A 26,816-nucleotide genomic window follows, 5' to 3' on the forward strand; every position below is an offset into this window, starting at 1 on the left:
TAGAGCTTTCGGGATTAGCTCGCACGCTGCCTACTAAAACGCCACGCGCACAGCAGCAATAGGATGCCGCCGAAGATTGCTAGTGCCCACCCGATGACCGCAGCCACGCGAATGGCCATGACAGTATTCTGGACCTTATCCATTGCGCGCTGCGTGGATTCCTCATCCCAGGAGTATTCAGCAGCAAAAAGCGTGCGCATCTCACTGGGCTCACCTGCAGGAGACTGCGCCAGATACACCTGTATGTCCTCATGGGTATTGAGCACCCGGCCGGTGGTTGGTTCGACCCAGATGGTGCGCTTGAAGTCATAATAAGGTTTGAGATTTACGTCCTGGTTTTCGTCCAAGTCATAACGCGCCAGTTCGGCATCTGAGTAGACCTCACCCGCGCGTGCCGGGAAGAGCTGATCATCAAAGAGGGAGGAGACATTGACCCCCGTGCGTTCCTGGTGGAAGGAATACGTTGGAATGCCATCGATTTCTTCATCCGTGAGGTAATCAATTGGTTCGGCACGCTGCATCAAGGAATCGAAATAGGGATAGGAACGCTGCTCAGTTTGAGATGGGAAGAAGTAGTTGATGCCCTCAATCTCACTGGTTTGAGTGGCACCGCGGATCGAGAATTCCTGCGTAGCATCTATGCCTGCCATCGGATATGTTGATTCGCGGTTGAGCACCGAGTGCTGATCAATTGTGGCTGCTACCTCGTCATCGAGCAGTACTTCAATCTGGCTGGTGGCCTCTGCCGCCGCATCATCTTCCTGCACTTTTGCCGTGGTGGAGTGCCGGCGAATTTCTAACTCGCGGGATTCCAATTCTTCATCTAAAGAATCCCGAACCTGTGCGGTGGTGGGTCCCATGGTTACTGAGACGTCCTCATTGAACGAGAGCGGGCGGGTACGCTGCGTGATGAGCGCCGGAGCAACCGCACCAGCAATCAAGCACACCAGTGCAATGATCGCGGTGAGTTTCAGGGAAGATTGAGTACGCAGCATTTAATATAAGGTATCCATTTTCAAGCCAGGTGGTGATAACGATTAGTACTTTACCGCAGCATCTTCCTGCCCTAGACGGCATCCGCGCTGTGGCTGCATTAGGCGTTGTTGTCACCCACGTGTCTTTTCAGACCGGCACCGGCTGGGCTTTTGCCGAACGCTTCGATTACTTCGTTGCTGTCTTCTTCGCTCTTTCCGCCTTCGTCCTATGGCGTCGTCCGCTGCATCCGCAGTATTACCGTAACCGCACCGCGCGCATTGCGCCTGCATATCTGGTCTGCGTCATCGCGGTCATCCTGCTATTTCCGGAAGCCCGTTCCATGGACGTGGCTCAGATTCTTACTAACCTCACGGCCACGCAGATCTACATCGCTGATGGCCTTGCGCCCGGATTAACGCATCTGTGGTCACTGTGCGTGGAAATCGCGTTCTATATTGCGCTACCGCTGATTACCTTGGCGTGCCGGAGCCTGAACCGCCCCCAGCGGATCGCCGCCATTCTGTCCGCCGCCGTGGTGTCTTTCGCCTGGCCATGGCTGCCTTTTGTAGCGAATTTCGATGGCGAAGGAATCAACTTCCAGATTTGGCCGCCCTCCTATATTTCTTGGTTTGCCGTGGGGATGCTCGCCGCCGAAGTCGAAGGCCGCGTGTTCTTAAAAAACTATTGGCGCCCCATCGGCTGGGTGCTCGCGATAGTCATCATGTGGGTGGCCTCTCGCGAATGGTTCGGACCCCAAGGCCTAACCCATCCTGAGCCCGATGAGTTCAACCGCCGCATCCTGGCGGGCGCAGCTTTTGCCGCATGCATCGTGCTGCCCTATGCCCTGGGCGGGCCCTCGCGTGTGTTGGAAAGCCCCGCGGGGCAATTCCTCGGCAAGATTTCCTATTCCATCTTCCTCTGGCACGTCGCTGTGCTTGGTTTGATGTTCCCGCTGACGGGCATTTCAGTATTCTCCGGGCACTTCACGCTGATTCTAGTTCTCACCATCGCTTTTACCCTCGTGGTGTCTTATGCCTGCTATGAGCTGGTGGAAGAACCCGCTCGCCGCTACTTCCGCGGCACGAAGAGAAGCGCTACTGCTGCAGCTGCCAAAGAAGTCACCAAGAGCGAATCACCCGCATAGCCTTCCGATGGCCACGGTGCCCGCGCCAACATCGCACCCGCCATGAGCATCAACGCCGGGGACAGATACTGCGGTTTCAAATTAGTCCAGCGCACCACCGCCCACATGGCCCCAGCCACCAGGGCGAAGCCCCAATTCACCAAGGCCAGCGCCACAATGCCGACGAGCCACGGCCGGCCCATATCCATCTGTGCATTTTCGCCGCGCAGCCGTCCCGTGATAGCTGCCGCAATCAAAGTGACTATGCCAACGATGCCGCCGATAATTAGCCACGTGCGATAAAGTCCCGCGGCTTCATGCTCCATACGGAATTCACCCACGACCCCAGCAGGAATGATAAAACCTTGGCTCGCGGCATCAATCTCACGGGATTCTAATTCCACATCACCGATGAACCCGCGCAGGCCTTCATTAAACGCACGCCCGGTATTCAACAGCCGCTCCCCATCAGCCGCACTAATCGTTTTGCCGGTTGGCGTGTATGCAGCCTGCTCCGGATCCGCAGTGAGAGTTACCCACTGCGCGCGCGTTTCCAGCCGGTGCGTGCCAGCATCCAGCTGCACAGTATCGCCTGGTTCATAGGAAGTGCCATCGATGATGACCGGCTGCCTGTCCGCATCCAGCTGCATGGACATATCGCGCGGGGCGGTGAACTCGCGGATGATGATGCCCGTATCCAAAAACAGCCTCTGGAAGAGGAATTGCTGCACGTTCGGAGAGGTATCCGGTACCGTGACTACGCGGCTCGCCTGGTCAATTTCTGCAATGCCGACACGTTCGGTCAGCTCCACGCGGATCGAATCGGTCGCACCACCGGGAACCGTTACGGTGCGCGGGGTATCAGCCTCTAGCCGCACGGTGACATTAGCGCCATCAGCGCCATGAATGGTGACCTCAGTACTCGCAGTTGCCGTCAACGTGACTTCGGGTTGCGGGAAATCACCATCGAGCTGAATCCACCCCACATGCCCCGGCGCAGGCCACCAGGCGGTCTCCGGATTGCCATCAGCAGCCGCTGTCAACGAGCGCGCCGGGTTGGCGCCGCCAAAGCTGGAAGCATCGCTTGCCGATGACTCCGCTGACAACCTCACGTCACCTTCGGTGACCATGGTCAAAGGACCTGCCGAAGGATAATCCCGCGCGACATTATTTGAGGTGGATTCATCATTCGGTGCCATCTGCGCGCTGGCTGCGCCATCCAGCGTGCCGAAGTTGCGGTCAACCAATGCTGGGGTATCGGTGACAATCTCTGCATTCTCATCGACTAGCACGCGCGGGCCGGACCGGCCGAGTGCATCCAGCAAGGCGAGCACCTCGCCGCCGCCAGCGACCCGGGTGGGGGAATTTTCCGCGATGAGCATATCTGGTTGAGTCTCTAGCAAGACGACTTCGACATCGCCGAAGGAATGCTTGTCACCAGGCAGCTCATCCGGGTCGAATTCGGTGAAGGAATTCTCCAGATCATGGCGGTAGAGGACCGCGCCCACGCCGATGCGCTGCAGTGCCTTTGCGCCTTGTTCGGGGTCATAGCGCAGCACATCCATGATGCCATCGAGCCCGCGAATGGCTTCTGCTGGAATCAGCGGAATCGCATCCCGAAATGCCAGGGGTGTCTTCACCAGCGGCTGGGCTGGTTCATCGCGCGTCCAGCCCCATTCTTGCCGTGCAAAAGAAGTCTGCGGCGCAATGAGCGTGCGCGTATCTTGCGCATGTTCATTGACGAAGTCCGCTGCAGCCTGCCAATCATCCGGCACCTGTTCATAAGCACGGGCCGGCATTAGCCGGCCCGTCCACGCTGGTGCCGTGCTGGTCAGTGTCACCAGCACCACCAATAGCGCTGCGGCCATTCGGCGTGTTGCGAGGATCTGTACTGCAGCAACCACGCCCAAAGCCAGCGGCAAACGTACCAGTGGATCGAATTTGTGCAGGTTGCGCATGAATGCGCCCGCGCCATCGAGGAAATCCAGGTAGGCGCCTAGGTGCGTGCCCATGATGGCGATGCCGATGAGCAGCATCGCTGTCCAGACCTTTGGCAGCTTCACGAGCCCCGCCAGACCTACTGCTGCGACTGCACAGGTAGCCAGGATAAAGAGTGGCTCGCTGGTGAGCAGTGCGCCGGCTTGCCGCTCGGTGTCCACAAAGGAGGACCAGCTGGTAGCACCGCGCAACAGCTCCGGAAGATTGAGCCAGCGCGTGGTCACATACGCTGATTCAATGTAATCAGTAAACGCTGGGGCATAGCGGCCCAAGATGAGCAGCGGCCCAATCCACCACGCGCTGACCAACGCGCAGCCGATCAGCCACAAGCCAAGTGCTTTAAAATGCTTGCGGTAGAGGAGCACGATGCCCGCGGGTACGCATGCGGCCAGCGTCGCGGTGGCATTAATCGCGCCCATGCACGCCACGGGCACCACGGCCGCGGCAACGTGTCTCCACGTAATCCGCTGCACCAGAAAGGGCGCCACCACCCAGGGAGCGAGCATTACCGGCCACGTTTCAGAAGAAATCGCCGTTAGCGTAGTCAGCGCCCGGGGACTTAGCGCATAGACCAAGCCGCCGAGGACCAGCCATGCGGGCTGGGCGGAAAGCACTTTGCGGGCAAGCACGACAAAACCCGAAAAGCCCACGCCCAGGACAATCGTCCACCACAGGCGTTGAGCTACCCAATCAGGTAAGAAGTCGGTGAGAAGAAAAAACGCACCCTGCGGAAAGAGATAGCCATAGGCCTGATTCTGCAGCTGGCCGAGCGTGAAATTATCTGAATAAACCGAGAACGCGCCCGCCAAAAACCCAGCTGGGTCAGCGGCTAAATCATGCTTGGTATCCGCCGCGGTTAAACCAATCGGCTGGGCACATGCCACAACGGCACAAATAACCCACCCGATGATGTGGACATACAACTATTCGCGGGAGCCGTACTCGGGGCTACCTAATAGTGCTTCATCGGCAGGCACGGCGTGACCTGCCGGAACGGTATCTTGCCCGGAGAACTGTGCAACGCCAATGATGGTGACAACGCCTAGGGCAATGCCCACAACGACTGAGCCGATAGCCGGTCCGATAGTGCGTGGCATAATTTTGTCCTATTCGAAGTACTCTTGGTCGTCGTCTTCATTCTCATCATCGCCCTTTTCCGGAGGGACGATGAATACTGGGCGTCCAGCATGGCGCACAATGTGCTCTGCTGTGGAATTATTCCACCAACCGCGGAAGCCTTTCAAGGCGCGCGTGCCGGTCACAATAATATCGACGTCTAATTCTTCAGCCGCGTCCACGATAGCAGAAGCAATGGTGGTAGCAGACTCTACTAAATGGGCACGTCCCGCCAAACCTAAATCTTCGGCGACCTTCACGCCCTCGCGGCAAATAGCGAGCGCTTCTTCATATGCCGGGTCATCTTCTACTGCTTCTGGTTCCATCGCGGCCTGTTGCAGGCCGGTGCGGGTCACCACGCGTGCGGCCTGGCGTGCAACTGGCTCCCATGCGGTCAAAATTTCCACGGTTCCAGGTTGGAGGAAGCGTGCAGCGTATTCCATGGCGCGCACGGCACGTTCCGAGCCGTCATAAGCAATCAGCATGGTTTGTGCATTATTCATAGCCACAATTGTAACCACCAAGTTCGCTAAATTGGGGTTATTCCGGCACACTAGGGGAGCAATGAAAAGGATTGTTGGAGCAATTATCGCCGTAGGACTGCTGGCAGGCTGCGCTGAGCCAGGAGCAGAGCGGGCAGCGGAGCCTGGAGCTCAGTCAGAGCTGGCCGAATCCTCGACGACCTCAACGACCTCTTCCTCAACTACCGGAGCCTCAGCGGCGACCTCAACGTCGGCTGCCCCAACGAATACTCCGGAGCCAGAAGCCGAAGCGGAGCCAGTGGATGTGCGCCAGCAAGTAGCCAGCATGCTCATGCCGGGGGTGGTTAATTATGACGATGCCAAGGCAAAACTCGAAGCCGGTGTCGGCGGCATCTTCATCACCAGCTGGGCGGATCCGGGGCTGCTGACCCAACCGGGGAGGGATCTGCATGCGCTGCGTGAGGAAATCGGGCGGCCATTTGATGTTGCTATCGACTTTGAGGGCGGACGCGTGCAGCGTTTCTCAGAGATCCTGGGCGCGCATCCCTCACCACGTGTTTTAGCAGCAACGATGACACTGGAGCAGGTCGAGGCAAAGGCTTTTGAAATCGGACAGAGCCTGCGCGCACACGGAATTACTGTTGATTTTGCACCAGTGATTGACGTCGATGGCGGCGGCCTCGAAGTAGTTGGAGATAGGTCGTTTTCTAATGACCCGCGCTTGGCCGGTGACTATGGTGCGGCATTTGCCCGCGGATTAGAAAACGCTGGTGTGAAAGCAGTCTTCAAGCACTATCCCGGTCATGGCCGCGCTTCGGGCGATACCCACCACGGGTCGGCAGTCACACCGCCACTGGGCGATATGTTTACACATGACTTGATTCCTTTTGAGGAAGCCTTTGCCCAATCACCGGCGACCGCGGTGATGGTAGGACACATGGTCGTGCCAGGTTTGGGTGATGGCATTACTCCTGCGAGTGTGAATAATCACGCCTATGGACTGCTGCGAAATCATCACAAATTTGATGGTCTTGCTTACACAGATGATCTGACCGGTATGGCGGCAATTTCTAATACGATGAGCATTGAACAAGCTGTGCCCAAAGCACTCGGTGCGGGCGCTGACGTGGCATTATGGTCCACAGCAGGCGATGTCAACGCCGTAATCGATGCTTGTGTTCGCGCGGTCGAATCCGGCGAAATCCATCCTTATAGATTGCAATCTGGTGCGGGAAGAGTAGCGGATAGGTTGGATAACATGGGCTAACGCATTAACCTAATGCGTGTGAATAAAGCTGGGACAGGGAAGAAGTGGGCCATTTTCGCCGGGCTGCTTGTTGGCCTTTTGGTCATCTTAGGCGTTGCCTATGCGCTCGATGTGGTCAGTGGCCAAGGCAAGACTCCGCGCAAGACCTCCGTGGGTGGCGTGGATATTTCGCGTATGGAGCCGCAGGCGGCCATCGATAAGCTCGAAAGCGAGCTAGGTGGCGCTACCACTGAACCTGTCACGGTGACTGCCGGTGAGGAAACCTCACAGTTCGTACCTGAGCAGGCCGGCATGTCGCTGGACTTTGAAAAGGCCGTGAACTCAATTCCTGAGGCTTCCATGAATCCTTTCGCTCGTCTTGCCGCTTTCGTGGGCAGCCCTAATGAGATTGACGTCGAGCCAGATGTTGATGAGGCAGCTTTGGAACCGGTCTTGAACCGGATTGAAAATGAACTGTCTTTTGATGCCAAGGATGGCTCCGTTGCCATCGAAGAAGGTGAAGTTCGCACCGTCGACGCGGAACTTGGTCAAGGCGTAGACCGCGCTGAGCTAGAAGCCAATGTCACCAGCGATTGGCTCAATCCAGATGGCGTTGAGGTTGAACCACAAGACGTCGAGCCAGTCATTACCCAGGACAAGGTCGATGACTTCGCCGATGGCCCAGCCAAGGCTGCTCTCGATGGGCCATTGGAGCTGACCGGACGCGATGATGTCACCGCAACCTTGGATGAAAACGCCATTTCCAGCTTTGTGGGCGTTGAGCGCGCGGGCGATAATTTGGAACTCACCGTCGATGTTGCCCGTGCCCAGGAGCTTTTTGCTGAGCCACTTGCAGAGACCGAAACCGAGAAGCAGAACGCGCAGATTTCCTACTCCGGTGGTTCGATGCAAGTCACCCCGCATGCCGATGGCGAAGTCGTCAATTGGGAACCCACCATGGCGAATTTCGAAGCCCGTGTCTTGGGCGAAGAGCCACGCTCCTGGGAAGCTGAGTACGAGGAAGAGCCAGCAGAATTCACCACGGAGCAAGCAGAGAACGCAACCTTTGATGAGGTCGTGGGTGAATTTACGACCTCCGGCTATAACGCTGCATCCGGTCGCAATATTGAGCTGACCGCGCAGATGGTTAACGGTGCGATTGTCTCTCCTGGTGACACGTTCTCCCTCAATGGCTACACGGGCCCACGCGGCACCGCGCAAGGCTTTGTGGAATCCGGCATTATCATTGATGGTCACGCTGGTACCGCCGTTGGCGGCGGCATCTCGCAGTTCGCCACCACCTTGTACAACGCGTCCTACTTCGCGGGCATGACTGATGTGGCGCACACCCCGCACTCTTATTACATCTCCCGCTACCCAGCGGGCCGTGAGGCAACCGTCTACGAGGGCGCTATTGACCTGGTGTTTAAGAATGATTCTGACTACCCAGTTCAGATTCAGACTAGCGTTGGCGGTGGCAGCGTGACCGTCAAACTCATGGGCGTCAACACCGTGGATGTTGAATCCGTCAACAATGGACGCTGGGCTCCAACCGAGCCTCACCGCATTGAGCTCTCCGGCGATGACTGCGCCCCATCCGGTGGAGCACCAGGTTTCACCACTTCCGATACCCGCATCATCCGCGACCTTTCCGGTAACGAGCTCAGCCGTGAAACCCAGACCACCGTCTACGACCCACAGCCAATCGTGACCTGTAGCTAACTAAGTCATTAACCGGACAGATCATTTTGTTGACCTGCCCGGTTTCGCTGTTTTGTCATACCCTCAACGTCATGGAGGGGCCGGAGGCGAGAAAGATAGCCCCATCTGCTCCTGGTCGGTAGACTGCGTGGCGTCATTTCTTATGCCGCTACCCGAAGGGGCCTCATGCTCGTTGCGACCGTCGCTGCAGAAGGTGCTTTCTGGGCGTGCCTCATTCTCGGGTTTGTCGTGCGCTACGCTCTGAAGCTGCCGAAGCTCGGTCTACTGCTTCTAGCAGCCACCCCGCTCATTGATCTGCTATTGCTGATGTTCGGATACTTCTCGCTCAAAGAGACAGGCGAAGCCAACTTCATGCATGGATTCGCTGCCTTCTATATCGCCTTCTCGCTGGTATTCGGATTCGATATTGTTTCTGCACTTGATAAGAGGTTTGGTGGCAAGGCCCAGTCCACAAACTTTTCATCAGATAAGAAGAAGCAGTTTCGGAAGTGCCTGCTAGCTTGCCTCTTGACAGCCCTCATGCTTGCAGCCGGCATTTTGATAACCGGGAAGGCTGGAAGTTTTTGGCTTATATATTGGCTGATTGCAGTCGCCTTTACCCCGCTGATTTGGTGGGGTTTGGAGAAGATGGTTGCTCGCCGTGGGAGCCAGAAGAAGTAGCCCTTGCGAGGGAAAATATGCGCTGAGGGCGGGTAAAAAATTTGAGCCGGCGACGAGAATCGAACTCGCACTCTCAGCTTGGGAAGCTGATGTTCTACCACTAAACTACGCCGGCAGTTTCTAACGAAAGTACAGTCTAGCACTCGCTAATAGTAGAGTGATCATTGTGCTTTTATCTGACAAGGACATCCGTACCGCCATCGACGAAGGACGCCTCGGCATCGAGCCTTTTGCGCCTGAGCTGATCCAGCCTTCGAGCGTTGATGTGAGAATCGATAAGTATTTCCGGGTCTTCAATAACTCGAAGTACACCCACATTGATCCGAAGCTGGAGATGCCTGATCTCACCACCGAGGTGGAAGTCCCCGACGATGAGCCTTTTGTTCTGCACCCTGGCGAATTTGTGCTGGCCGCGACGCTGGAGAAATTCACCTTGCCGAATGACTTGGCGGGACGCCTAGAGGGCAAGTCCTCGCTGGGCCGTTTGGGTCTGCTGACGCACTCGACCGCGGGCTTTATTGACCCAGGCTTTTCTGGTCACATCACGCTGGAGCTGTCGAATGTGGCAAACCTGCCGATTACGCTGTGGCCAGGCATGAAGGTGGGACAAATGGCGATGTTCAAGATGAGCTCACCAGCGGAAGTTCCTTATGGCACGGGCGCGCTGGGTTCGAAGTATCAGGGACAGCGTGGTCCGACGCCGTCGAAGTCCTACCTGAATTTCCAATAAAGTTAATCCTCGGTTCAACTTCTGTCACTAGGCTGATTCTTTATGCGAATGACAGTCTTTGGCACCGGGTATTTAGGCGCGACGCACGCAGCATGCATGGCCGAATTAGGCCATGAGGTGCTCGGCGTTGACGTTGATGAAAGCAAGATTGAGGCACTTTCCTCCGGGCAGGTGCCTTTCTACGAACCGGGCTTGCCAGAGGTTCTTGAGCGTAATCTGGACTCGAGGCGCCTGGCTTTTGGCACCGACTATGCGCGTGCTGCAGAATTCGCGAATGTGCATTTCTTGGGCGTGGGCACCCCGCAGCGCCATGGTTCATATGCGGCGGATATGACGTATGTGCGCGCGGTCATTGAGGAACTCGTCCCGATGCTTTCCGGTGAGCACGTCATTTTTGGTAAGTCCACCGTCCCGGTGGGAACGGCTGCGGAATTACAAGAGTTGGCAGATTCGCTTGCAGGCGAGAATTCGTCAGTAGAAATCGCATGGAACCCGGAATTCCTGCGTGAGGGCTATGCGGTCAAAGACACGATTTCCCCAGACCGAATTGTGCTGGGTGTGCGCGATGGTGAAACCCGTGCAGAAGAAGTAGCGCGTGAGGTCTATGCGCAGCCGTTGGCACAAGATACGCCATTTCTGGTCACTGACCTGCAGACCGCAGAGCTAGTTAAGGTGTCCGCGAATGCATTCTTGGCCACGAAGATTTCTTTCATTAACGCGGTCTCTGAAATTTGTGAGATTGCTGGCGGTGATGTTGTTGCGTTGGCGGATGCGATTGGCCATGATGACCGTATTGGCCGCAAGTTCTTAGGCGCTGGATTAGGCTTTGGCGGAGGCTGTTTGCCAAAGGACATTCGTGCATTCATGGCTCGCGCAGGTGAGCTTGGCGCGGACCAAGCATTAACCTTTCTGCGCGAAGTGGATGCAATTAACATGCGCCGCCGTGACCGCACAGTGGACTTGGCCAAGCGTGCATTCAATGGCTCGCTACTTGGCCACCGCGTGACGGTGCTGGGCTGTGCGTTTAAGCCGAACTCTGATGATGTGCGTGATTCGCCGGCGCTATCAGTTGCTGGCTCGCTTTCTCTGGGCGGTGCTGCGGTGACTGTTTATGACCCACAGGGCATGGATAATGCGCGCAAGGTCTTCCCGACGCTCGGGTATGCGGAGAGTGCTGCGGAAGCGCTTAAAGACGCGGAGCTTGTGATTCTAGCGACTGAGTGGCAAGAATTCCGCGACCTAGATCCAGCAGCTACTGGAGAGCTGGTCGCAGCTAAGCACATTATTGATGGACGTAACGTCCTCGACGTCGCTTCCTGGAATGCCGCGGGATGGACTGTGGAGGCACTGGGTCGTTCCTTGACACAGTAAGCGCTGCAATCAGCGTGGTCAGCGGCACGGCCAAGGTCAGTGCAATCGCGCCGACACCGGAACGCAGGAGCTCAGTGGCAACAATATCGGAGCTCAACGTATCAGCGATGGAGCGGTCTGCGGCGGCGATGAGGATGAGCAGCGGCAGACTCGCGCCGGTATAGGTCAGAACGAGCGTGTAGACCATCGACGCGATGTGGTCGCGACCGACTTTCATAGCGGAGACAAAAAGCTCCCACACGCCAGCCTCAGGACGAGCATATGCCAGCTCGGTGACGGTGGAGGCCTGCGCGATAGCAACGTCATTTAGGCCGCCGAGCGCGCCGATGACAAAGCCACACAACATGATGCCGACGACGGAAACTCCGGGGACATATAGCAGGAGTTTGAGGTTGGAGTCATCGGAAAGTCCCTGCAGGTTGGTTGAATCAATCGCGGCCCACGCGAGGAATCCTGCCAGGCCTAAGGCGATGAGAACGCCACCGAGAGCGGATGCGGCTTTGAAATTGATGCCGTGCACCAGGGGGACAGCAACAAACACGATGGCTGCGCACGCAACCATGGCGAGCAACAAAGGATTTTCACCAGACATGAGCCCAGGCACGAGGAAGATGAAGACCACGCCCAGGCTATAGACCAGCCCGATGAGCGCACGCAGGCCCTGCCATGCGGCGATAGCGACGATGACTGCGGCGATGATAACGCCCCACAGAATCAGGTTGCCGGTGCGCTCATAATCGGCAAAGGAGTATAAAACGCTGCCGTCTGCTTGTGCGGATTCAGACAGCGCAATCTCATCGCCGACTTCGAGCTCCGGCTCGCCGGCCACACCCCAGTGCACGAGCTGGGTTAGGGTGCCATCCTCGAGCTCCACCAGCGAGCGCGTGCAGTCGCCGCCGTCACCAGCTGGAATCAGCGGCGCGGACTCCAAGGGCCGGCCCGTGAGCTGCGAGTCACAAAGATGGTTATCCACCACCGTCACGGTGCCGGTGACTTTAGGCTGGTTGAAGGGGAAATCTTCACCGGCCTTAAACGTAGAACTTGGCCACAGCCAGACTAAGCCGACGAGGGTCGCGATGCCGACGAGAGCCAGCATCCCCAGTAATCCTTTGCGCATAAGCGACTAGCTTACTGTGACAAAACCTTTTGGTCAGCAGAGCAGACTAGGGATGCGTGATGGGTTTACTGCTTGTAGCTGACCAGGAAGTTTCCCAGGCGCTCGATGGCCTCTTCGAGCTGGGATGCCCATGGCAGGGTGACAATGCGGAAGTGGTCAGTAGCCGGCCAGTTAAAGCCGGTGCCTTGGACCATGAGAATCTTCTCAGAACGCAGGATATCTAGCATGAGCTTGGCGTCATCATGAATCTCATAGACATTAGGGTCCAAGCGTGGGAACGCATAGAGAGCGCCCTGAGCCTTGGTCACGGAAACACCAGGGATCTCATTGAGCTTTTCAAAAGTGATATCGCGCTGCTGGTGGAGGCGACCGGTTTCCGCGGTGAGCTCATAAATGGACTGCTTCCCGCCGAGTGCGACCTGGATCGCGTGCTGTGCGGGCACGTTCGGGCACAGGCGTGTGCCAGCCATGAGATCGAGGCCCTCGATGAAACCGGCAGCGTGCTGTTTCGGGCCGGTGAGAACCATCCAGCCAGCGCGGTAACCTGCTACGCGATAAGCCTTGGACAGGCCGTTGTAGGTAATACACAACAGGTCCGGCACGAGTGAGGCCATGGAAATGTGCTGCACACCGTCATAGAGGATGCGGTCATAGATTTCATCCGCCAAGACCAGCAGCGAGTGCCGGCGTGCAACCTCAGCGATACGTTCGAGTACCTCACGTGAGTACACGGCGCCGGTGGGGTTATTCGGGTTGATGACCACAATCGCCTTAGTGCGGTCAGTAATCTTGGATTCGATGTCCTCAATGGACGGATTCCAGTCATCTTCCTCATCGCAGACGTAGTGCACTGGTGTGCCGCCTGACAGCGAGGTTGCAGCGGTCCACAGTGGGTAGTCAGGCGCAGGGATGAGTACCTCATCGCCATCGGAAAGCAATGCTTGCATGGTCATCATGATGAGCTCAGATACGCCATTGCCCAGGTAGACATCATTGATATCAAAAGCTGGGAAGTCCTCGAGCTCATAGCGGGTGTAGATAGCCCGGCGCGCAGACACAATGCCTTTGGAAGTGGAGTAGCCCTGTGCGGTTGGCAATGCTGCGATCATGTCGCGCATGATGACATCGGGCGCATCGAAGCCGAAGAGCGCCGGGTTACCGGTGTCTAGGCGCAGGATGCGGTTGCCGTCCATTTCCATCCGCTCCGCCTCCTGGGAGACCTCGCCGCGGATGTCATACGCGACGTTGCGTAGTTTGTCGGCTTGGTCAAGGATACGAAGTCGTGGAGAAGTCATGCAGAATATTCTGCCATATCTACTTCTTATTCCACTTAGATAGTTGCTTTTGGGCGATTCCCAGTGCGTCGTCAGTTAATTGATTCAGCGTCTCTTTGCGTTTAGAGCCCAATTCGCGTTTGCGTTGGTTCTCCAGCTGACGCAGGGAAGGCGTGTGCCAGGAATCAGGGCCGACCTTCATGACATAAAGCAAAATCCAGATGGTGGGTACTGCCAGGAGGAAAAGCAGGCCCAAGCCGATGCCGGCAAAGCTAGCGCCAGAGGCGACGATGGTAAATGGCCCTGCAGCGATGCCCACGAGGGAAGTAATCAGCGCGATGCCCAGCCGCGTCTTTTGGCCATCTTTGCGCAGGCGTTCAATATCGGTGCGAGAAAATTCCTTGATGTCCGTATTGCGCTGCGCGGGGATATCCCGCAGGACTGGCACGAGGTCAGCGCCATAGGTTGCACGCATGACATCATCGGAGCGGTCTTCGAATTCTTCCATGCTCAATCGGCCCTCGCCGACGGCGCGGGCAAGCTGATTCATGGCGTCATTGCGGTCTGAATCTGAAAGCCGGATCTTCTTATCATTCATCGTGCCTTTAAGTATACGGTTAGAAGCAGACCGGTACCTTACTTGCGCGGTCGTGCACCAATGCCCAATCGATGGGATTATCGGGGCAGCCAACGCTGAAGGTAGTAAAGGCTACTCCGCGTGCGCGCAATAGGGCTTCGGCGTCATCGTGCAGGATTTCATCCATAGTGACATCCTCGCCAATACGGATGTTGCCAATAAGCTTCAAAGCGGCGCCATCGGGGCAGTTATTGAGCAATCCGAACGGTGCGGGCTCTTCGGTGAAGAGGCTAACTTTCATGCCGGCACGGATTAAGTGCTCGGCGGTTTCAAGGCTGGCTGCGGCGGAGCCGATGATGGATACGCGGGTCATAATTCCTCCCAAATAGACTGCTTTGTCTAATAAAGTAGACCAAGTGTTTCACTTTGGCGAGATATTTATTCTTCCTAAAAGTGCGGCTCAGGGCGATATAGCTCTCAACGGGATGAACAATTAGGTTGAGCCGCTTAAAGTAATGGGCATGACAGACCTACTTAATGCGGGCAAGAATTACAAGGATGCATCGCAAAGCCCCGAAGGCACGCGGGATACCGCGCCGCTTTCGCCTGAGATTGCCAAAACCAACGAGGAGTTGGTGGAGCAGTGGGCAGATAAGCTTTACGATGCCTCCGCGACCGACATCATGGCCTGGGCAGCAGAATATGCGCCTGGCCGGATTGCGGTGACCATGTCAATGGAAAATACGGTGCTCGCGGAATTGGCTGCCAAGGCTGGCGCAGATGCGGACCTGCTTTTTATTGATACCGGCTTCCACTTCCCAGAGACCCTGGAAACTGCGGATGCCGTTGAAAAGCGCTACCCGCAACTGCCGCTCAAGCGCATCAAGCCGCTGCTGAGCCCTGAAGAACAAGATGAGGTCTACGGTCCCCGCATGTACAGCTGGGATCTGGCGGCATATAACCGCATGCGCAAAGTCGAGCCACTGAACATGGCGATGGATGAATACGTGGGCTGGGTTACCGGCCTGCGCCGCGCCGACTCTGAGCACCGCGCCACGGCGCCAGCGCTGAGCCTGGACCGCACCGGACGGTTGAAGATTTCCCCAATTATTACCTGGGATCTAGAAGACACCGACCGCTACATCGCGGAAGAAGACCTGGTGATCCACCCATTGACCTTGCAAGGCTACCGTTCTATTGGCTGCGCTCCAGTGACTTTCCCAGTCGGTGACGGTGAAGATGCGCGCTCCGGCCGCGTATTTGCTGATGGCAAGACCGAGTGCGGACTTCACGAATAGTGCGATTGCACGGATAAAATTTAGAAAAGGATCAAGTAGTTATATGACTGACACGCTTTCGCCACACTTGCAGGATTTGGAGAATGAATCCATTCACATCCTGCGCGAAGTGGCTGGCCAATTCGACAAAGTCGGCCTGTTATTTTCCGGCGGTAAAGACTCAGTAGTAGTCTTTGAGCTCGCGCGCCGGGCTTTCTTGCCACAGACCGTGCCTTTTGAACTGGTGCACGTTGATACCGGACACAACTTCCCAGAGGTTATTGAGTTCCGCGACTCGCTGGTGGAAGAAACCGGTGCGCGCCTGCACGTAGCCAAGGTCCAGGATTGGATTGACCGTGGTGATTTGCAGGAGCGCCCTGATGGCACCCGTAACCCGCTGCAGTCTGTGCCGCTGGTAGAAACCATCGCTGAGCGCGGCTATGACGCCGTTTTGGGTGGTGCGCGCCGCGATGAAGAGCGTGCTCGTGCCAAGGAGCGCATCTTCTCCGTGCGTGACTCTTTCGGCGGTTGGGATCCACGCCGTCAGCGTCCTGAGCTGTGGGACTTGTACAACGGCGGCAAGATGGCCGGCGAAAATATTCGTGTCTTCCCCATCTCCAACTGGACCGAAGCGGATATCTGGGAATACATCGGTGCACGCAATCTGCGCCTGCCAGAGATCTACTACTCGCACCAGCGCGAGCTCTTTAACCGCAATGGCATGTGGCTCTCACCAGGTGAGTGGGGCGGCCCAAAGGAGGGCGAGACCCTAGAGCTCAAGACCGTGCGCTACCGCACCGTCGGCGATATGTCCTGCACCGGTGCTGTGGAATCCACCGCGTCTACCCCAGATGAGATCTTGGCAGAGATTTCTATCTCGACTCTGTCTGAGCGCGGTGCAACGCGTGCAGATGACAAGCTGTCCGAATCTGCCATGGAAGATCGCAAGAAAGAAGGCTATTTCTGATGAGCACGGTAGCAAACCTAAAAACCCGCGAGACCCTGCGCCTGTGCACCGCCGGCAGCGTCGATGACGGCAAGTCCACTTTCGTGGGCCGCCTTCTGCATGATACGAAGTCAGTTCTAGCTGACCAGCTGGAATCCATGGAGCAGTCCTCAAAGGACCGCGGCTTTGATGGCCTGGACCTTTCGCTGCTGGTCGATGGCCTGCGTGCTGAGCGCGAGCAGGGCATCACCATCGACGTGGCATACCGCTACTTCGCAACTGATAAGCGCACCTTCATCTTGGCTGATACCCCAGGGCATGTGCAGTACACCCGCAATACGGTTACCGGCATGTCCACCTCACAGGTGGTTGTTGTGCTCATTGACGCCCGACACGGTGTCGTGGAGCAGACCCGCCGCCACCTGAATGTGGCTGCGCTGCTGGGCGTAAAGCACGTAATCCTGGGCGTGAACAAGATTGACTTGGTGGACTACTCCGAGCAGGTCTTCCGCGACATTGAAGCAGAGTTCACTTCCGTGGCTACCCGCCTGGGTATTGCTGATACTCACGCTGTGCCAATCTCGGCGCTGCGCGGCGATAACGTCGTGGAGCCATCAGAGCACATGCCGTGGTACCCAGGACCAACCGTTCTGGAGCTGCTCGAATCCTTCGAGGTAGCACGTGGCCGCGCGACCGAGCATGACTTCCGTCTGCCGATCCAGTACGTCATCCGTGAGCATGCCACCGACTACCGCGGCTATGCGGGACGCATTGAGGCAGGTTCGGTCAGCGTGGGCGACACCGTCTACCTCGATGGCGGTCGCACCACGACCGTGACCCATATTGACCGCCCAGAGCCAGCAGAGTCCGCCACCAATGGCGATTCCGTGGTGCTGCGCTTGGCCGATGACATCGACCTGGCGCGCGGTGACCTGATTTCTGGTCCACAGCGCCCGGAATCGGTGCGTTCTTTCGAAGCGACCGTGGTGGCGCTGACGGAGAAGGATCTGCAGGCAGGTCCGATGCTGAAGATTCGCTATGGCACCAAGCTGGTCAAGGGCCGCATCACGGCGATTGAGCGCGTGCTGGACCTCGACAACGTTGCTGATGACGTCGAGGCACCCGAGAAGGTGACGCTCAATGACATCGCGCACATCACCATCGATGTGGCGGAAGAGCTGCCAGTCGAGGATTATGCTGCACGCGGTGCAGTCGGTAATTTCTTGGTGATTGACCCTTCGACAGGAAATACGCTTGCTGCCGGGCTGATTGGGCATCGTCTGCGATAGTCTGGTGTTCATGAGCGAACACACTGTTGATAAATATAATGTCGGTCAGCTGGTCTCCGGAGAGAGCCTGGCTGGCCGCACCCTTTTCGTCGCCGCCGTACATGGTGAAGCTGATCGGTTGCCGGATAATGTGCCGCTGTTGATCACGGGCATCGGTACGCTGCCGGCGGCGATTTCTTTGTCTACCGTCTTGGCGCGTGCGCAGGCACAAAATGCGATGCCGGCACGCGTGGTCAACGTTGGTACCGCGGGTGCATTGCGTGATGGCCTACTGGGTGTCTATGAGGTGGACCGCGTGGTCAAGCATGACTTCTTCCTCGAGGACCACTCAGGTATTGGGCAATACTTGCTTCCCGATGCCATCGAATTGAAGACCTCTGGCCGCCTGCCCACCGCAGGTCTGGCAACAGGCGACCAATTCGTGGGCGATGGCCAAACTCGTGCGCGCCTGGCGAAGGAATCTTCGCTGTGCGACATGGAGGGCTACGCCGTGGCAGCAACCTGTGGGCTCTTTGGCGTACCCGTTACGCTGCTCAAGCAAATTTCAGATTCCGCGGATGAAGTTGCGGAAGAATCCTGGGCACAGGCCGTGCCTCAAGGCGCTCGCCAGCTCTACACTGCGCTGGGTGAGCTTGGATTATTGGAAGACTAATGTCGGATAAACAATCACATAACTCCGCTGATGAAGAGTCAACGAAAGAATCTTCTTCGGAGCACAAGCTGGTTTCTGCTGAACAAGGCGAAGTCGGCCAAGGAATCGTAGATGATTCGATGGGTGATTCTGCCATCGATGAAAAAGCGAAGGTCATGGCAAAGGACGCCCGTGCGGTGACGAGTCTTTCCTGGCGTTTTATTGTTATCGTGGCAGCTCTCGGTGTTGCCGGCGTCATTTTGTACTTCATTTGGGTCGGACTTTTGCCAGTCATCTTGGCGCTGCTGCTTTCTTCGGTGTTGGCACCGGTCGCTGCTAAGCTGCGCGGCTGGAAATTCCCACCGGCACTGGCAGCGATTTCCACGCTGCTGGGTCTGCTGCTGGTCATCGTCGGTGTCTTCACCGCGATGGGGCCAGTGATCTCACGCCAGGGCTCACAACTATGGACCCAAGCTGAAGAAGGCGTAGATCAATTACTGGTCATGGTCGAAGACCTGCCATTTAATATCGACGCAGCACAGATTGATCAGCTGATCTCAGATGCCACGAGTTTCCTTCAAGGTCAGATGTCGTCGATTGCCTCCGGCGTGATCTCTGGTGCCTCTGCGGCATCATCCGTACTGGTGACGGTATTCGTGATGTTTATTATTTCCTTCTTCATTCTGAAGGATGGCGATAATTTCTTGCCATGGATGCGTAAATTCACCGGCCCATCTATCGGCTGGCATATCACCGAGCTTTTCACCCGCGTCTGGAAGACCCTCGCGGGCTTCATTCAGGCGCAGGCCGCTGTCGCATTCGTCGATGCGCTCTTTATCGGTTTGGGATTGTGGGCGCTGCAGGTGCCACTGGCATTCGTTCTGGCAGTTATCACCTTCTTCGCTGGTTTCATTCCGATTATCGGTGCGGTTGCTGCCGGTGCACTGGCTGTGATTATCGCGCTGGTATCCAATGGTTTCACCAATGCGCTGTTGGTACTCGCGCTGATCCTTATTGTTCAGCAGGTGGAAGGCAATGTCCTGCAGCCAATCCTGCAGTCAAAGGCGATGGGCTTGCACGCAGCCATCGTGCTGCTGTCGGTCACCATTGGTTCCACGCTCGCCGGTATTATCGGTGCATTCCTGGCCGTGCCAGTTGCGGCGACCATCGCGGTTGTTCTGCGCTACCACGCAGAGATGGTGTCTTTGCGGGCGAAAGAAATTACCCCTGAAGACATAGAAATACGCACCGGTGTCGCGGGTGATGATCCAGAGGATTCACCGCGCGCCAGGGTGCGTAAGCTCTTTGAAGCTATGGGTTCTTAACGTTCAATACCTGCCACGCTTCGGATGATTCCGAAGCGGTGCATGGTGATTGACACTGCTTGCTCCAGAAGGAATGGGAGCATTTCACGGCGGCCATCGGCAAGCACCGGCTGCGCCAGCACTACGGAGTTGGACTTCACGGCTGCCTCATAGACTGCCGATTCCACGCGGCCGATCGCGCGAACACGGGTTGACTCCGCGTGTGCGACCTCGGCTGCGAACTCAGCGGTCGTCTGAGTATGGACGCGAACGCCAGCCTCAGTCAGCTGCTTTGACACCTCGAGTGGCGCGGAGATACGAATGTCCGCACCCGCGCGCAGGGCTGCGAGCTTCTGGCGCAGCAGATCGCGCAGCTTGAAGCCATCGGTCACGCGAATACGCAGGGTATCGAGCAGCGGACGGTAGCGGAAGACATTGGCCTCCGCGATGAGCCCCGTGCGGTCATGCTCACGGCCGAACTCGGTTTGCCATGCCAGCTGGTCCAGTTCGGCAGCGCGCCACAGCCAGGAGATGTCATCGTTGCTCAGCTTCGATTCAGCGCGGTCAGTGAGAGCGCGCAGCGCCGTGGTGACCTTCGGGGTGATATCGACGTCGAGGGCGCTGAGCTCACCATCTGCCCATTCACCGAATTGCGCGACATAGTTTGGTCCGCCGGCCTTAGCGCCTGGACCCATGACGGACTTCTTCCAGCCACCGAAGGACTGACGCTGAACAATCGCGCCGGTAATGCCGCGGTTGACATAGGCGTTGCCGACCTCAACATGATCAATCCAGTAACGCAGCTCTTCATCATCGAGCGAGTGGATGCCGCCGGTCAGACCGAAGCCAGTGGAGTTTTGCCACTCAATTGCTTCCTCGAGGGTGTCCGCGTGCATGATGCCCAGGACTGGGCCGAAGCACTCGTTGAGGTGGTACCAGGAACCTGGCTGCACGTTATCGCGCACGCCTGGGGACCAGAGGGTGCCTTCTTCATTGAGCTGCTCTGGCTTAATTAGCCATTTCTCACCTGGCTCCAGCTGGGTGAGACCGCGCATGAGCTTATCGCTTGGCTTTTCAGCCAGACCATTCATGGTGGTTTCTACCTTGTAGCCTGGGCCGACCTTCAGCGTGCGTACGGCATCAAGCAGCTGGTTGCGCAGGCGGTCGGACTCTCCAGCCGCACCAACAAAGATGACTAGCGATGCCGCAGAACACTTCTGGCCAGAGTGACCGAAGGCGGAGTTGTACAGGTCATCAATCGCCAAGTCTGGGTCAGCGGCCGGAGTAATGATCAGCGCATTCTTGCCGGAGGTCTCTGCTGAAAGGTTCATCTCTGGGCGCCAGGAGCGGAAGAGCTGACCGGTGTCGGATGCGCCGGTGAGGATAACGTTATCAACGTCCTCATGTGACATCAGTGCTTTACCGGCATCACCTTCATCGGTGTAGACCAGCTGCACCAAGTCCTTATCCAGACCCTGCGCCTCAAAGACCGTGTGGATTGCTTCCACCACGACTTTGGCACAGTGCACCACCTGCGGTGCTGGCTTGATGATGACCGCGGAACCCGCTGCGAGTGCCGCCATCATGCCGCCGGTTGGAATCGCAATAGGGAAGTTCCATGGTGGGGTCACTACGGTGACCTGGTGTGGGGTGAACTGTGAACGAGCCTGCTCTAGTGCGCGCGCTGAGTGGGCGTAGTAGACACAGAAGTCAATGGCCTCAGAAACCTCTGGGTCAGTTTGAGTCACGGTCTTATTTGCTTCATACGCAGCGACGGAAATCAGGTCACCGCGGCGACGTGCAAGTTCATCACCAATGGCTTCCAAAACCCGCGCGCGCTCTTCCGCGGTGCGGCTGCCCCAATCCGCGCCAAACTTGTCCGCCTTGGCCACAGCCTCATTGACCACATCTACGTCGGTGACCTCCGTGATTCCGTGCTCACCGGGGTTATTGGCCAATGCCTGCAGCGCCCACTCACGGTTGGACATCAACGCTGGGTCAGTATCAGGTTCATTGACGAAGCGGCCGATCTTCGGTGCCTGACGGCCATCTTCGTCCAGACGGTTCTGGCCGCGGCGAGGACCGGCAAATGCGGACCATCGGTTAGCAACGGCCTCGCGGAACACCTTTTCCTGACGCTGCAGCGGTGTGAGGTTGTCTTCGTCCGCAACATCCGGTGCAAAGAGCGCGTAGAGGAAGTTCTGCTCTGCAGAGTTCTCCTCCAAGCGGCGCACCAGGTAAGACACGGCGACGTCGAAGTCTTCCATGTGCACAACCGGGGTGTACAGAATCTGGTCCCCGAACATCTCACGCACTGCAGCCTGCTGTGATGGGGACATGCCTTGGAGCATCTCCGAATCCATCATGTCGAGCACACCGCGCTTTTTGCCCAGTTCATACGCGAGTCCAGCGGTGTATAGGTTGTGGGTGGCCACACCAATGTGCACTGAGTCCTGGAATTCTGGGCGCAGAATGTAGTCCAGCAGGCGGTAGTAGTTGGCGTCTACCTCATCTTTGGTCAAGTAGGTGGCAACTGGCCAGCCATGGACCTCGCCCTGGACGTGCTCCATGGAGAGGTTCGCGCCCTTTACGAAGCGAATCTTGATGGGCGCGCCGCCATTCGCCACGCGCTCCTTGGCGAATTCCGCGAGTTCAACCAGATAATCGAAAGTATCAGGCAGGTAGGCCTGCAGTACGATGCCCGCTTTCAGGTCCTTAAACTGAGGCTCGCTGAGCAATTCCTTAAACAAGCGAATGGTCAGGTGCAGGTCATGGTATTCCTCCATGTCCAGGTTGATGAAGACCCCTGGAGTGCGCTTGACGGCTTCTTCATAGAGCGGCATGAGACGCTCTTTAAGACGTACCAGGGAGCCTTCAATATCCCACGGGTTCAGCTGCGCCACCATGGAAGATGCTTTCACTGACACATAGGTCACCAACGGATTGCGAATCAGCGCGAGAGTGCGCTCGGCACGGGAGCGTGCCTCATCTTCGCCCAAGACGGCCTCACCCAGCAGGTTGAGGTTGAGCTGTTCACCTGATTCAGCAGCCTTTTCCAGGGTCTTATCCAACTTGTCTGACTCTGCATCCAGGACCAAGTGGCCCACCATCTGCCGCATGCGTAGACGTGCAAGCGGCATCACAAGGTTAGGGAGAATAGGTCCGAAGAAACCGCCCAAACCAATCAGGGCACCATTGACGCGACCCAGGAAGGCAGGGTCGAACTTCTTCGTGATGGTCTGCAGCGCATCCGCTGCGACCTTGTCATCTTCAGGACGCATGACGCGGTCCACGAAGTCCATGGTGAAAGCAACACCATCTTTATCGCGCAACAAATCAGCAAGCTGTTCGGTTGCTGGGTCATGTTCGCCCTCAGTAGCAGAGAGCCACTTGCGTGCGCGTTGGGCGGCAGCGTCTACAACGCTTTCCACATCATCGGACTCGGGCAAGCGTGTGTGTGCAGGGGAAGTCATAAGAAGGTCCTTAAATTTAGACGGGAGAGAGCAATTAAGCCTTTGGAGTGAAAACAGAGCAGATTTCTATCAACTTTTGACCGGCGGACGGTCACTAGCGCGGCGCTTGCGCAAGAGCTCTGTGTTCAACTCTCACCCCTCAAATTCAAGGATTGATGTATTGTCCAGCAATCCTACATATGTGACGTAGATCTATGAAACTGAATTAAGTAACTAAGGCTTCAATTTAGCCATTTTTAATCGCTGGCCCCATTCTTTCACAACTTTGAATTTCGCGTTGAACACAGCGTTTGGACTACCTCGGGAGAACCGGCAAGGGGGTAAGCGGGGCTAAAGGTAGCCCTTGTCGGGATGGTGAATCCCAGTTCGAAACTGGTCGGAGGGGCTCACGACCGGGTAGCGAAAGAGGTTGGGCGCACGGTCGCCTCCGAGCACCGTGCTCTTTGTGCTATTGCAGGCTCTCCATGGGTCGTAGGGCGGCCATGTATGAATTCGAATTGTTAAACGGGGGTGAGAGGTTTTGGGTTACGCCAGAAAATTTGCCCCCTTCGTAGTCGCGGCGCTGACGACTCTGACGTTAACTAAACTTGAGCGGCCTACGCTTCACTTTGTGGAGTTGTTGGGCCGCTTTTGGCGTTGTGTGGGCCATTTCATGTCGGATGTAGGGAACGTCGAAAAGCTGTTACGTACTTGTAATCTTAAAATTTCTGAAAAAGTTTTAAGCTATTTACCTGCTGAAATGGATTCATTTTAGATAAAGTTGAGTCTGGTAGGAATAACTTTGTGGCGGGTGGAGTTATACTAATTGAGTGACCAACGCTCAGGTTTGTGGCAATAAAAGAAAATGATCTGTTAGAGTGGGCGAGTAGCTCATTGAAGGTTGAGTCACTAACAATCAACTTAAATGAAAACCCAAAGCTAGAAGGAGAACATCACTATGGGACGCGCAGTAGGTATTGACCTCGGTACCACCAACTCAGTTGTATCTGTACTGGAAGGTGGCGAGGCAACTGTTATCGCTAACTCGGAGGGTGCACGCACCACTCCATCTGTTGTCGCTTTTGCAAAGAACGGCGAAATCCTCGTCGGTCAGTCTGCTAAGAACCAGGCTGTCACCAACGTTGACCGCACCATCCGCTCCGTCAAGCGCCACATTGGTACTGACTGGACTGTAGATATTGATGATAAGAAGTACACTTCCCAGGAAATTTCCGCTCGTACTCTGATGAAGCTGAAGCGCGACGCTGAGTCTTACCTGGGTGAGGACGTTACCGACGCAGTTATTACCGTTCCTGCATACTTCGAGGATGCACAGCGTCAGGCAACCAAGGAAGCTGGCCAGATTGCAGGCCTGAACGTCCTGCGTATTGTTAACGAGCCAACCGCAGCGGCGCTGGCTTATGGCCTAGAAAAGGGCGACAAGGAACAGACCATTTTGGTCTTCGACCTTGGCGGCGGTACCTTCGACGTTTCCTTGCTGGAAATCGGCGACGGCGTCGTAGAAGTTATGGCAACCGCAGGTGATAACGCACTTGGTGGCGATGACTGGGATCAGCGCATCGTTGACTGGTTGGTTGAGAAGTTCAAGGCTTCCAACGGCATCGACCTGACCAAGGACAAGATGGCACTGCAGCGTCTGCGCGAGGCAGCAGAGAAGGCAAAGATTGAGCTGTCCGCTTCCCAGCAGGCAAATATCAACCTTCCTTACATCACCGTTGACGGTGACAAGAACCCATTGTTCTTGGATGAGACTCTGTCCCGCACTGAGTTCCAGCGCATCACCCAGGATCTGCTGGACCGCACCAAGAGCCCATTCAACCAGGTCATCAAGGATGCTGAGCTTTCCGTCGGCGACATTGACCACGTTGTTCTGGTCGGTGGCTCCACCCGTATGCCAGCTGTTTCTGACCTGGTCAAGGAATTGACCGGCCGCGATCCAAATAAGGGTGTTAACCCAGACGAGGTTGTTGCAGTAGGTGCAGCACTTCAGGCTGGCGTTCTGCGCGGCGAAGTTAAGGACGTTCTGCTGCTGGATGTCACCCCACTGTCTCTTGGTATTGAAACCAAGGGTGGCGTGATGACCAAGCTGATTGAGCGCAACACCACCATCCCAACCAAGAAGTCTGAAACCTTCACCACCGCGGAAGACAACCAGCCTTCCGTACAGATTCAGGTCTTCCAAGGTGAGCGCGAGATGGCATCTGCCAACAAGCTGCTTGGCTCTTTCGAGCTCGGCGGTATCGCACCAGCTCCTCGCGGTATGCCTCAGATTGAGGTCACCTTCGACATTGACGCAAACGGCATTGTTTCCGTTTCCGCAAAGGACAAGGGTACTGGCAAGGAAAACACCATTAAGATCCAGGACGGTTCCGGTCTTTCCCAGGAAGAGATCGACCGCATGGTCAAGGATGCAGAAGCACACGCTGAAGAAGATAAGAAGCGTCGTGAAGAGCAGGAGACCCGCAACAACGCGGAGAACACTGCTTACCAGACCCGCAAGTTCTTGGATGAGAACTCCGACAAGGTCGATGAAGCAACCAAGACCAAGGTCACCGAAGCAGCAGATGCTGTCGATGAAGCTCTCAAGGGCGACGACATCGAAGCAATTAAGTCCGCAGTAGAGAAGCTGTCCACTGAATCCCAGGAGATGGGCAAGCAGATCTACGAAGCACAGGCAGCAGAAGGCGCAGAGGGCGGCGCTGGCGCAGAATCCGCTGACCCAAACGTTGTTGACGCTGAGGTCGTAGACGAAGACGACGCTGCAAACACTGATGCTGATGCATCAGAGAACAAGGATGGCGATAAGTAATGACTCAGCCAAACGGAATGCCAGAGAACCCCGGCGACCCAGAGCAGACTGACCCTGAGGCAACCTCTGCAGACCGTGCTGAGGCAGCGGCTGAGGAGGCGTCGGAAGCCCAGGCAGATGCAGTCAAGGATGAAAACTTTGAAGCAGCTGCCGATGGTGAAGCGCAGTTTAGCCCTGAGCTGGACCCAGAGGTAGAAGCAGAGATTGAAGATACCCTGTCGAACGTAGACCCTGATGCAGACGGTGACGGCGAGGTTTCCGATATCGAAGCGCAGTTGGCTGAGCGTACTGAGGATCTTCAACGTCTCAACGCTGAGTACACCAACTACCGCCGTCGCACCGAGCGTGACCGCCAGGCAGTGATCGAAGCTGCTAAGAGTCAGGTGATTGCAGAATTCTTGCCAATTCTGGATGACTTGGATCTAGCACGCCAGCACGGTGACCTTAATGAGGGGCCACTGAAGGCGATTGCTGACAAGATCACTTCCACTTTGGAAGGTCAGAAGCTTCAGGCTTTCGGTGCTGAGGGTGATGCGTTCGACCCGGAGATCCACGAAGCAGTTCAGGATCTTTCCTCCGGTGGGGAACAGGTTGTTGGAACTGTTCTTCGCCGCGGCTACCGCGTGGGCGAGAAGCTTGTGCGCAATGCCATGGTCATTATCGCTGACCCGGAGTCGTCCGAGTCAGAAAGCTAGT

General features: G+C 56.5%; 22 protein-coding genes and 1 tRNA gene. 13 read left to right on the plus strand and 10 right to left on the minus strand.

All coding sequences use genetic code 11. The features are described 5' to 3' along the window. Window positions 1-14 precede the first annotated feature (14 nt). A complete protein-coding gene (locus ACG98I_RS05175; protein ID WP_394719157.1) occupies window positions 15-995 on the minus strand; it encodes a DUF3068 domain-containing protein in 981 nt (326 codons plus the stop codon). Window positions 996-1,027: 32 nt separating this feature from the next. Here ACG98I_RS05175 and ACG98I_RS05180 point away from each other — a divergent pair, with 32 nt between their 5' ends. Beyond that, the gene (locus tag ACG98I_RS05180; RefSeq protein ID WP_394719155.1) at window positions 1,028-2,119 is read left to right on the plus strand and encodes an acyltransferase family protein; all 1,092 of its coding nucleotides are present in this window, start codon (window positions 1,028-1,030) and stop codon (window positions 2,117-2,119) included. On the opposite strand, the gene ACG98I_RS05185 is transcribed toward ACG98I_RS05180, so the two are convergent. From ACG98I_RS05185 to ACG98I_RS05195, 3 genes are read right to left on the minus strand one after another with little or no spacing between them, the layout of a single operon-like run. Further along, window positions 2,044-4,980, minus strand: coding sequence for an alpha-(1->3)-arabinofuranosyltransferase family protein (locus ACG98I_RS05185; protein WP_394719154.1), 2,937 nt, complete (start codon window positions 4,978-4,980; stop codon window positions 2,044-2,046). The two genes, ACG98I_RS05180 and ACG98I_RS05185, sit on opposite strands and share 76 nt — an antisense overlap. Before the next feature lie 39 nt (window positions 4,981-5,019). Next, window positions 5,020-5,193 (minus strand): DUF2613 domain-containing protein, encoded by a 174-nt coding sequence (locus ACG98I_RS05190; protein ID WP_394719152.1) that lies wholly within the window; start codon window positions 5,191-5,193, stop codon window positions 5,020-5,022. A 9-nt stretch (window positions 5,194-5,202) separates the two neighbouring features. Further along, window positions 5,203-5,715, minus strand: a complete 513-nt coding sequence (locus tag ACG98I_RS05195; protein WP_394719150.1) for a universal stress protein — start codon at window positions 5,713-5,715, stop codon at window positions 5,203-5,205. 61 nt (window positions 5,716-5,776) lie between these two features. On the opposite strand from ACG98I_RS05195, the gene ACG98I_RS05200 reads away from it, so the two are divergent. The 3 genes from ACG98I_RS05200 (at window position 5,777) to ACG98I_RS05210 (ending at window position 9,322) form a co-directional block, all read left to right on the plus strand. Continuing rightward, window positions 5,777-6,961 carry a glycoside hydrolase family 3 N-terminal domain-containing protein gene (locus ACG98I_RS05200; RefSeq protein ID WP_394719149.1) on the plus strand — a complete coding sequence of 395 codons (1,185 nt, stop codon included), beginning with the start codon at window positions 5,777-5,779 and terminating at the stop codon, window positions 6,959-6,961. A gap of 12 nt (window positions 6,962-6,973) precedes the next feature. Next, a complete protein-coding gene (locus ACG98I_RS05205; protein WP_394719148.1) occupies window positions 6,974-8,662 on the plus strand; it encodes a VanW family protein in 1,689 nt (562 codons plus the stop codon). 165 nt (window positions 8,663-8,827) lie between these two features. Continuing rightward, the gene (locus ACG98I_RS05210) at window positions 8,828-9,322 is read left to right on the plus strand and encodes a hypothetical protein (protein ID WP_394719146.1); all 495 of its coding nucleotides are present in this window, start codon (window positions 8,828-8,830) and stop codon (window positions 9,320-9,322) included. 44 nt (window positions 9,323-9,366) lie between these two features. Here ACG98I_RS05210 and ACG98I_RS05215 read toward each other — a convergent pair. After that, a tRNA-Gly gene (locus tag ACG98I_RS05215) sits at window positions 9,367-9,437 on the minus strand. A 51-nt stretch (window positions 9,438-9,488) separates the two neighbouring features. Between ACG98I_RS05215 and dcd the strand changes: the two genes are divergently transcribed. Both dcd and ACG98I_RS05225 read left to right on the plus strand, forming a co-directional pair. Next, complete coding sequence (dcd, locus tag ACG98I_RS05220; RefSeq protein WP_394719145.1) at window positions 9,489-10,052, plus strand: dCTP deaminase; 564 nt, start codon at window positions 9,489-9,491, stop codon at window positions 10,050-10,052. 42 nt (window positions 10,053-10,094) lie between these two features. Next, window positions 10,095-11,423 carry a UDP-glucose dehydrogenase family protein gene (locus tag ACG98I_RS05225; protein ID WP_394719143.1) on the plus strand — a complete coding sequence of 443 codons (1,329 nt, stop codon included), beginning with the start codon at window positions 10,095-10,097 and terminating at the stop codon, window positions 11,421-11,423. Here ACG98I_RS05225 and ACG98I_RS05230 read toward each other — a convergent pair. The 4 genes from ACG98I_RS05230 to ACG98I_RS05245 form a co-directional block, all read right to left on the minus strand. Then, window positions 11,335-12,540 (minus strand): YibE/F family protein, encoded by a 1,206-nt coding sequence (locus ACG98I_RS05230; RefSeq protein ID WP_394719142.1) that lies wholly within the window; start codon window positions 12,538-12,540, stop codon window positions 11,335-11,337. The genes ACG98I_RS05225 and ACG98I_RS05230 overlap by 89 nt on opposite strands. A 65-nt stretch (window positions 12,541-12,605) precedes the next feature. Then, a complete protein-coding gene (locus ACG98I_RS05235) occupies window positions 12,606-13,835 on the minus strand; it encodes a pyridoxal phosphate-dependent aminotransferase (protein WP_394719140.1) in 1,230 nt (409 codons plus the stop codon). A gap of 19 nt (window positions 13,836-13,854) precedes the next feature. Further along, window positions 13,855-14,412 (minus strand): DUF1707 domain-containing protein, encoded by a 558-nt coding sequence (locus ACG98I_RS05240; RefSeq protein ID WP_394719139.1) that lies wholly within the window; start codon window positions 14,410-14,412, stop codon window positions 13,855-13,857. A gap of 19 nt (window positions 14,413-14,431) precedes the next feature. After that, window positions 14,432-14,764 (minus strand): ferredoxin, encoded by a 333-nt coding sequence (locus ACG98I_RS05245; RefSeq protein ID WP_394719138.1) that lies wholly within the window; start codon window positions 14,762-14,764, stop codon window positions 14,432-14,434. 142 nt (window positions 14,765-14,906) lie between these two features. On the opposite strand from ACG98I_RS05245, the gene ACG98I_RS05250 reads away from it, so the two are divergent. From ACG98I_RS05250 to ACG98I_RS05270, 5 genes are read left to right on the plus strand one after another with little or no spacing between them, the layout of a single operon-like run. Then, the gene (locus ACG98I_RS05250; protein ID WP_394719136.1) at window positions 14,907-15,689 is read left to right on the plus strand and encodes a phosphoadenylyl-sulfate reductase; all 783 of its coding nucleotides are present in this window, start codon (window positions 14,907-14,909) and stop codon (window positions 15,687-15,689) included. 43 nt (window positions 15,690-15,732) lie between these two features. After that, entirely contained in the window at window positions 15,733-16,635 is a 903-nt protein-coding gene (cysD, locus tag ACG98I_RS05255; RefSeq protein ID WP_394719135.1) for a sulfate adenylyltransferase subunit CysD, read from the plus strand. After that, window positions 16,635-17,903: a sulfate adenylyltransferase subunit 1 gene (locus tag ACG98I_RS05260; RefSeq protein ID WP_394719133.1), complete on the plus strand. Its 1,269-nt coding sequence runs from the start codon at window positions 16,635-16,637 to the stop codon at window positions 17,901-17,903. Before cysD ends, ACG98I_RS05260 begins: the two co-directional genes overlap by 1 nt. A 10-nt stretch (window positions 17,904-17,913) precedes the next feature. Next, a complete protein-coding gene (locus ACG98I_RS05265; RefSeq protein ID WP_394719131.1) occupies window positions 17,914-18,555 on the plus strand; it encodes a nucleosidase in 642 nt (213 codons plus the stop codon). Next, the gene (locus ACG98I_RS05270; protein WP_394719129.1) at window positions 18,555-19,859 is read left to right on the plus strand and encodes an AI-2E family transporter; all 1,305 of its coding nucleotides are present in this window, start codon (window positions 18,555-18,557) and stop codon (window positions 19,857-19,859) included. The genes ACG98I_RS05265 and ACG98I_RS05270 overlap by 1 nt, the downstream gene beginning before the upstream one ends. On the opposite strand, the gene ACG98I_RS05275 is transcribed toward ACG98I_RS05270, so the two are convergent. Further along, a complete protein-coding gene (locus ACG98I_RS05275; protein WP_394719127.1) occupies window positions 19,856-23,311 on the minus strand; it encodes a bifunctional proline dehydrogenase/L-glutamate gamma-semialdehyde dehydrogenase in 3,456 nt (1,151 codons plus the stop codon). The two genes, ACG98I_RS05270 and ACG98I_RS05275, sit on opposite strands and share 4 nt — an antisense overlap. Window positions 23,312-24,248: 937 nt before the next feature. Here ACG98I_RS05275 and dnaK point away from each other — a divergent pair. After that, window positions 24,249-26,120, plus strand: coding sequence for a molecular chaperone DnaK (dnaK, locus tag ACG98I_RS05280; RefSeq protein WP_394719125.1), 1,872 nt, complete (start codon window positions 24,249-24,251; stop codon window positions 26,118-26,120). Next, on the plus strand, window positions 26,120-26,815 hold the full coding sequence (gene grpE, locus ACG98I_RS05285; RefSeq protein ID WP_394719124.1) for a nucleotide exchange factor GrpE: 696 nt from the start codon (window positions 26,120-26,122) through the stop codon (window positions 26,813-26,815). Before dnaK ends, grpE begins: the two co-directional genes overlap by 1 nt. Window position 26,816 lies beyond the last annotated feature (1 nt).

The organism is Corynebacterium sp. L4757 (assembly GCF_043673995.1).
Taxonomy (GTDB): domain Bacteria; phylum Actinomycetota; class Actinomycetes; order Mycobacteriales; family Mycobacteriaceae; genus Corynebacterium.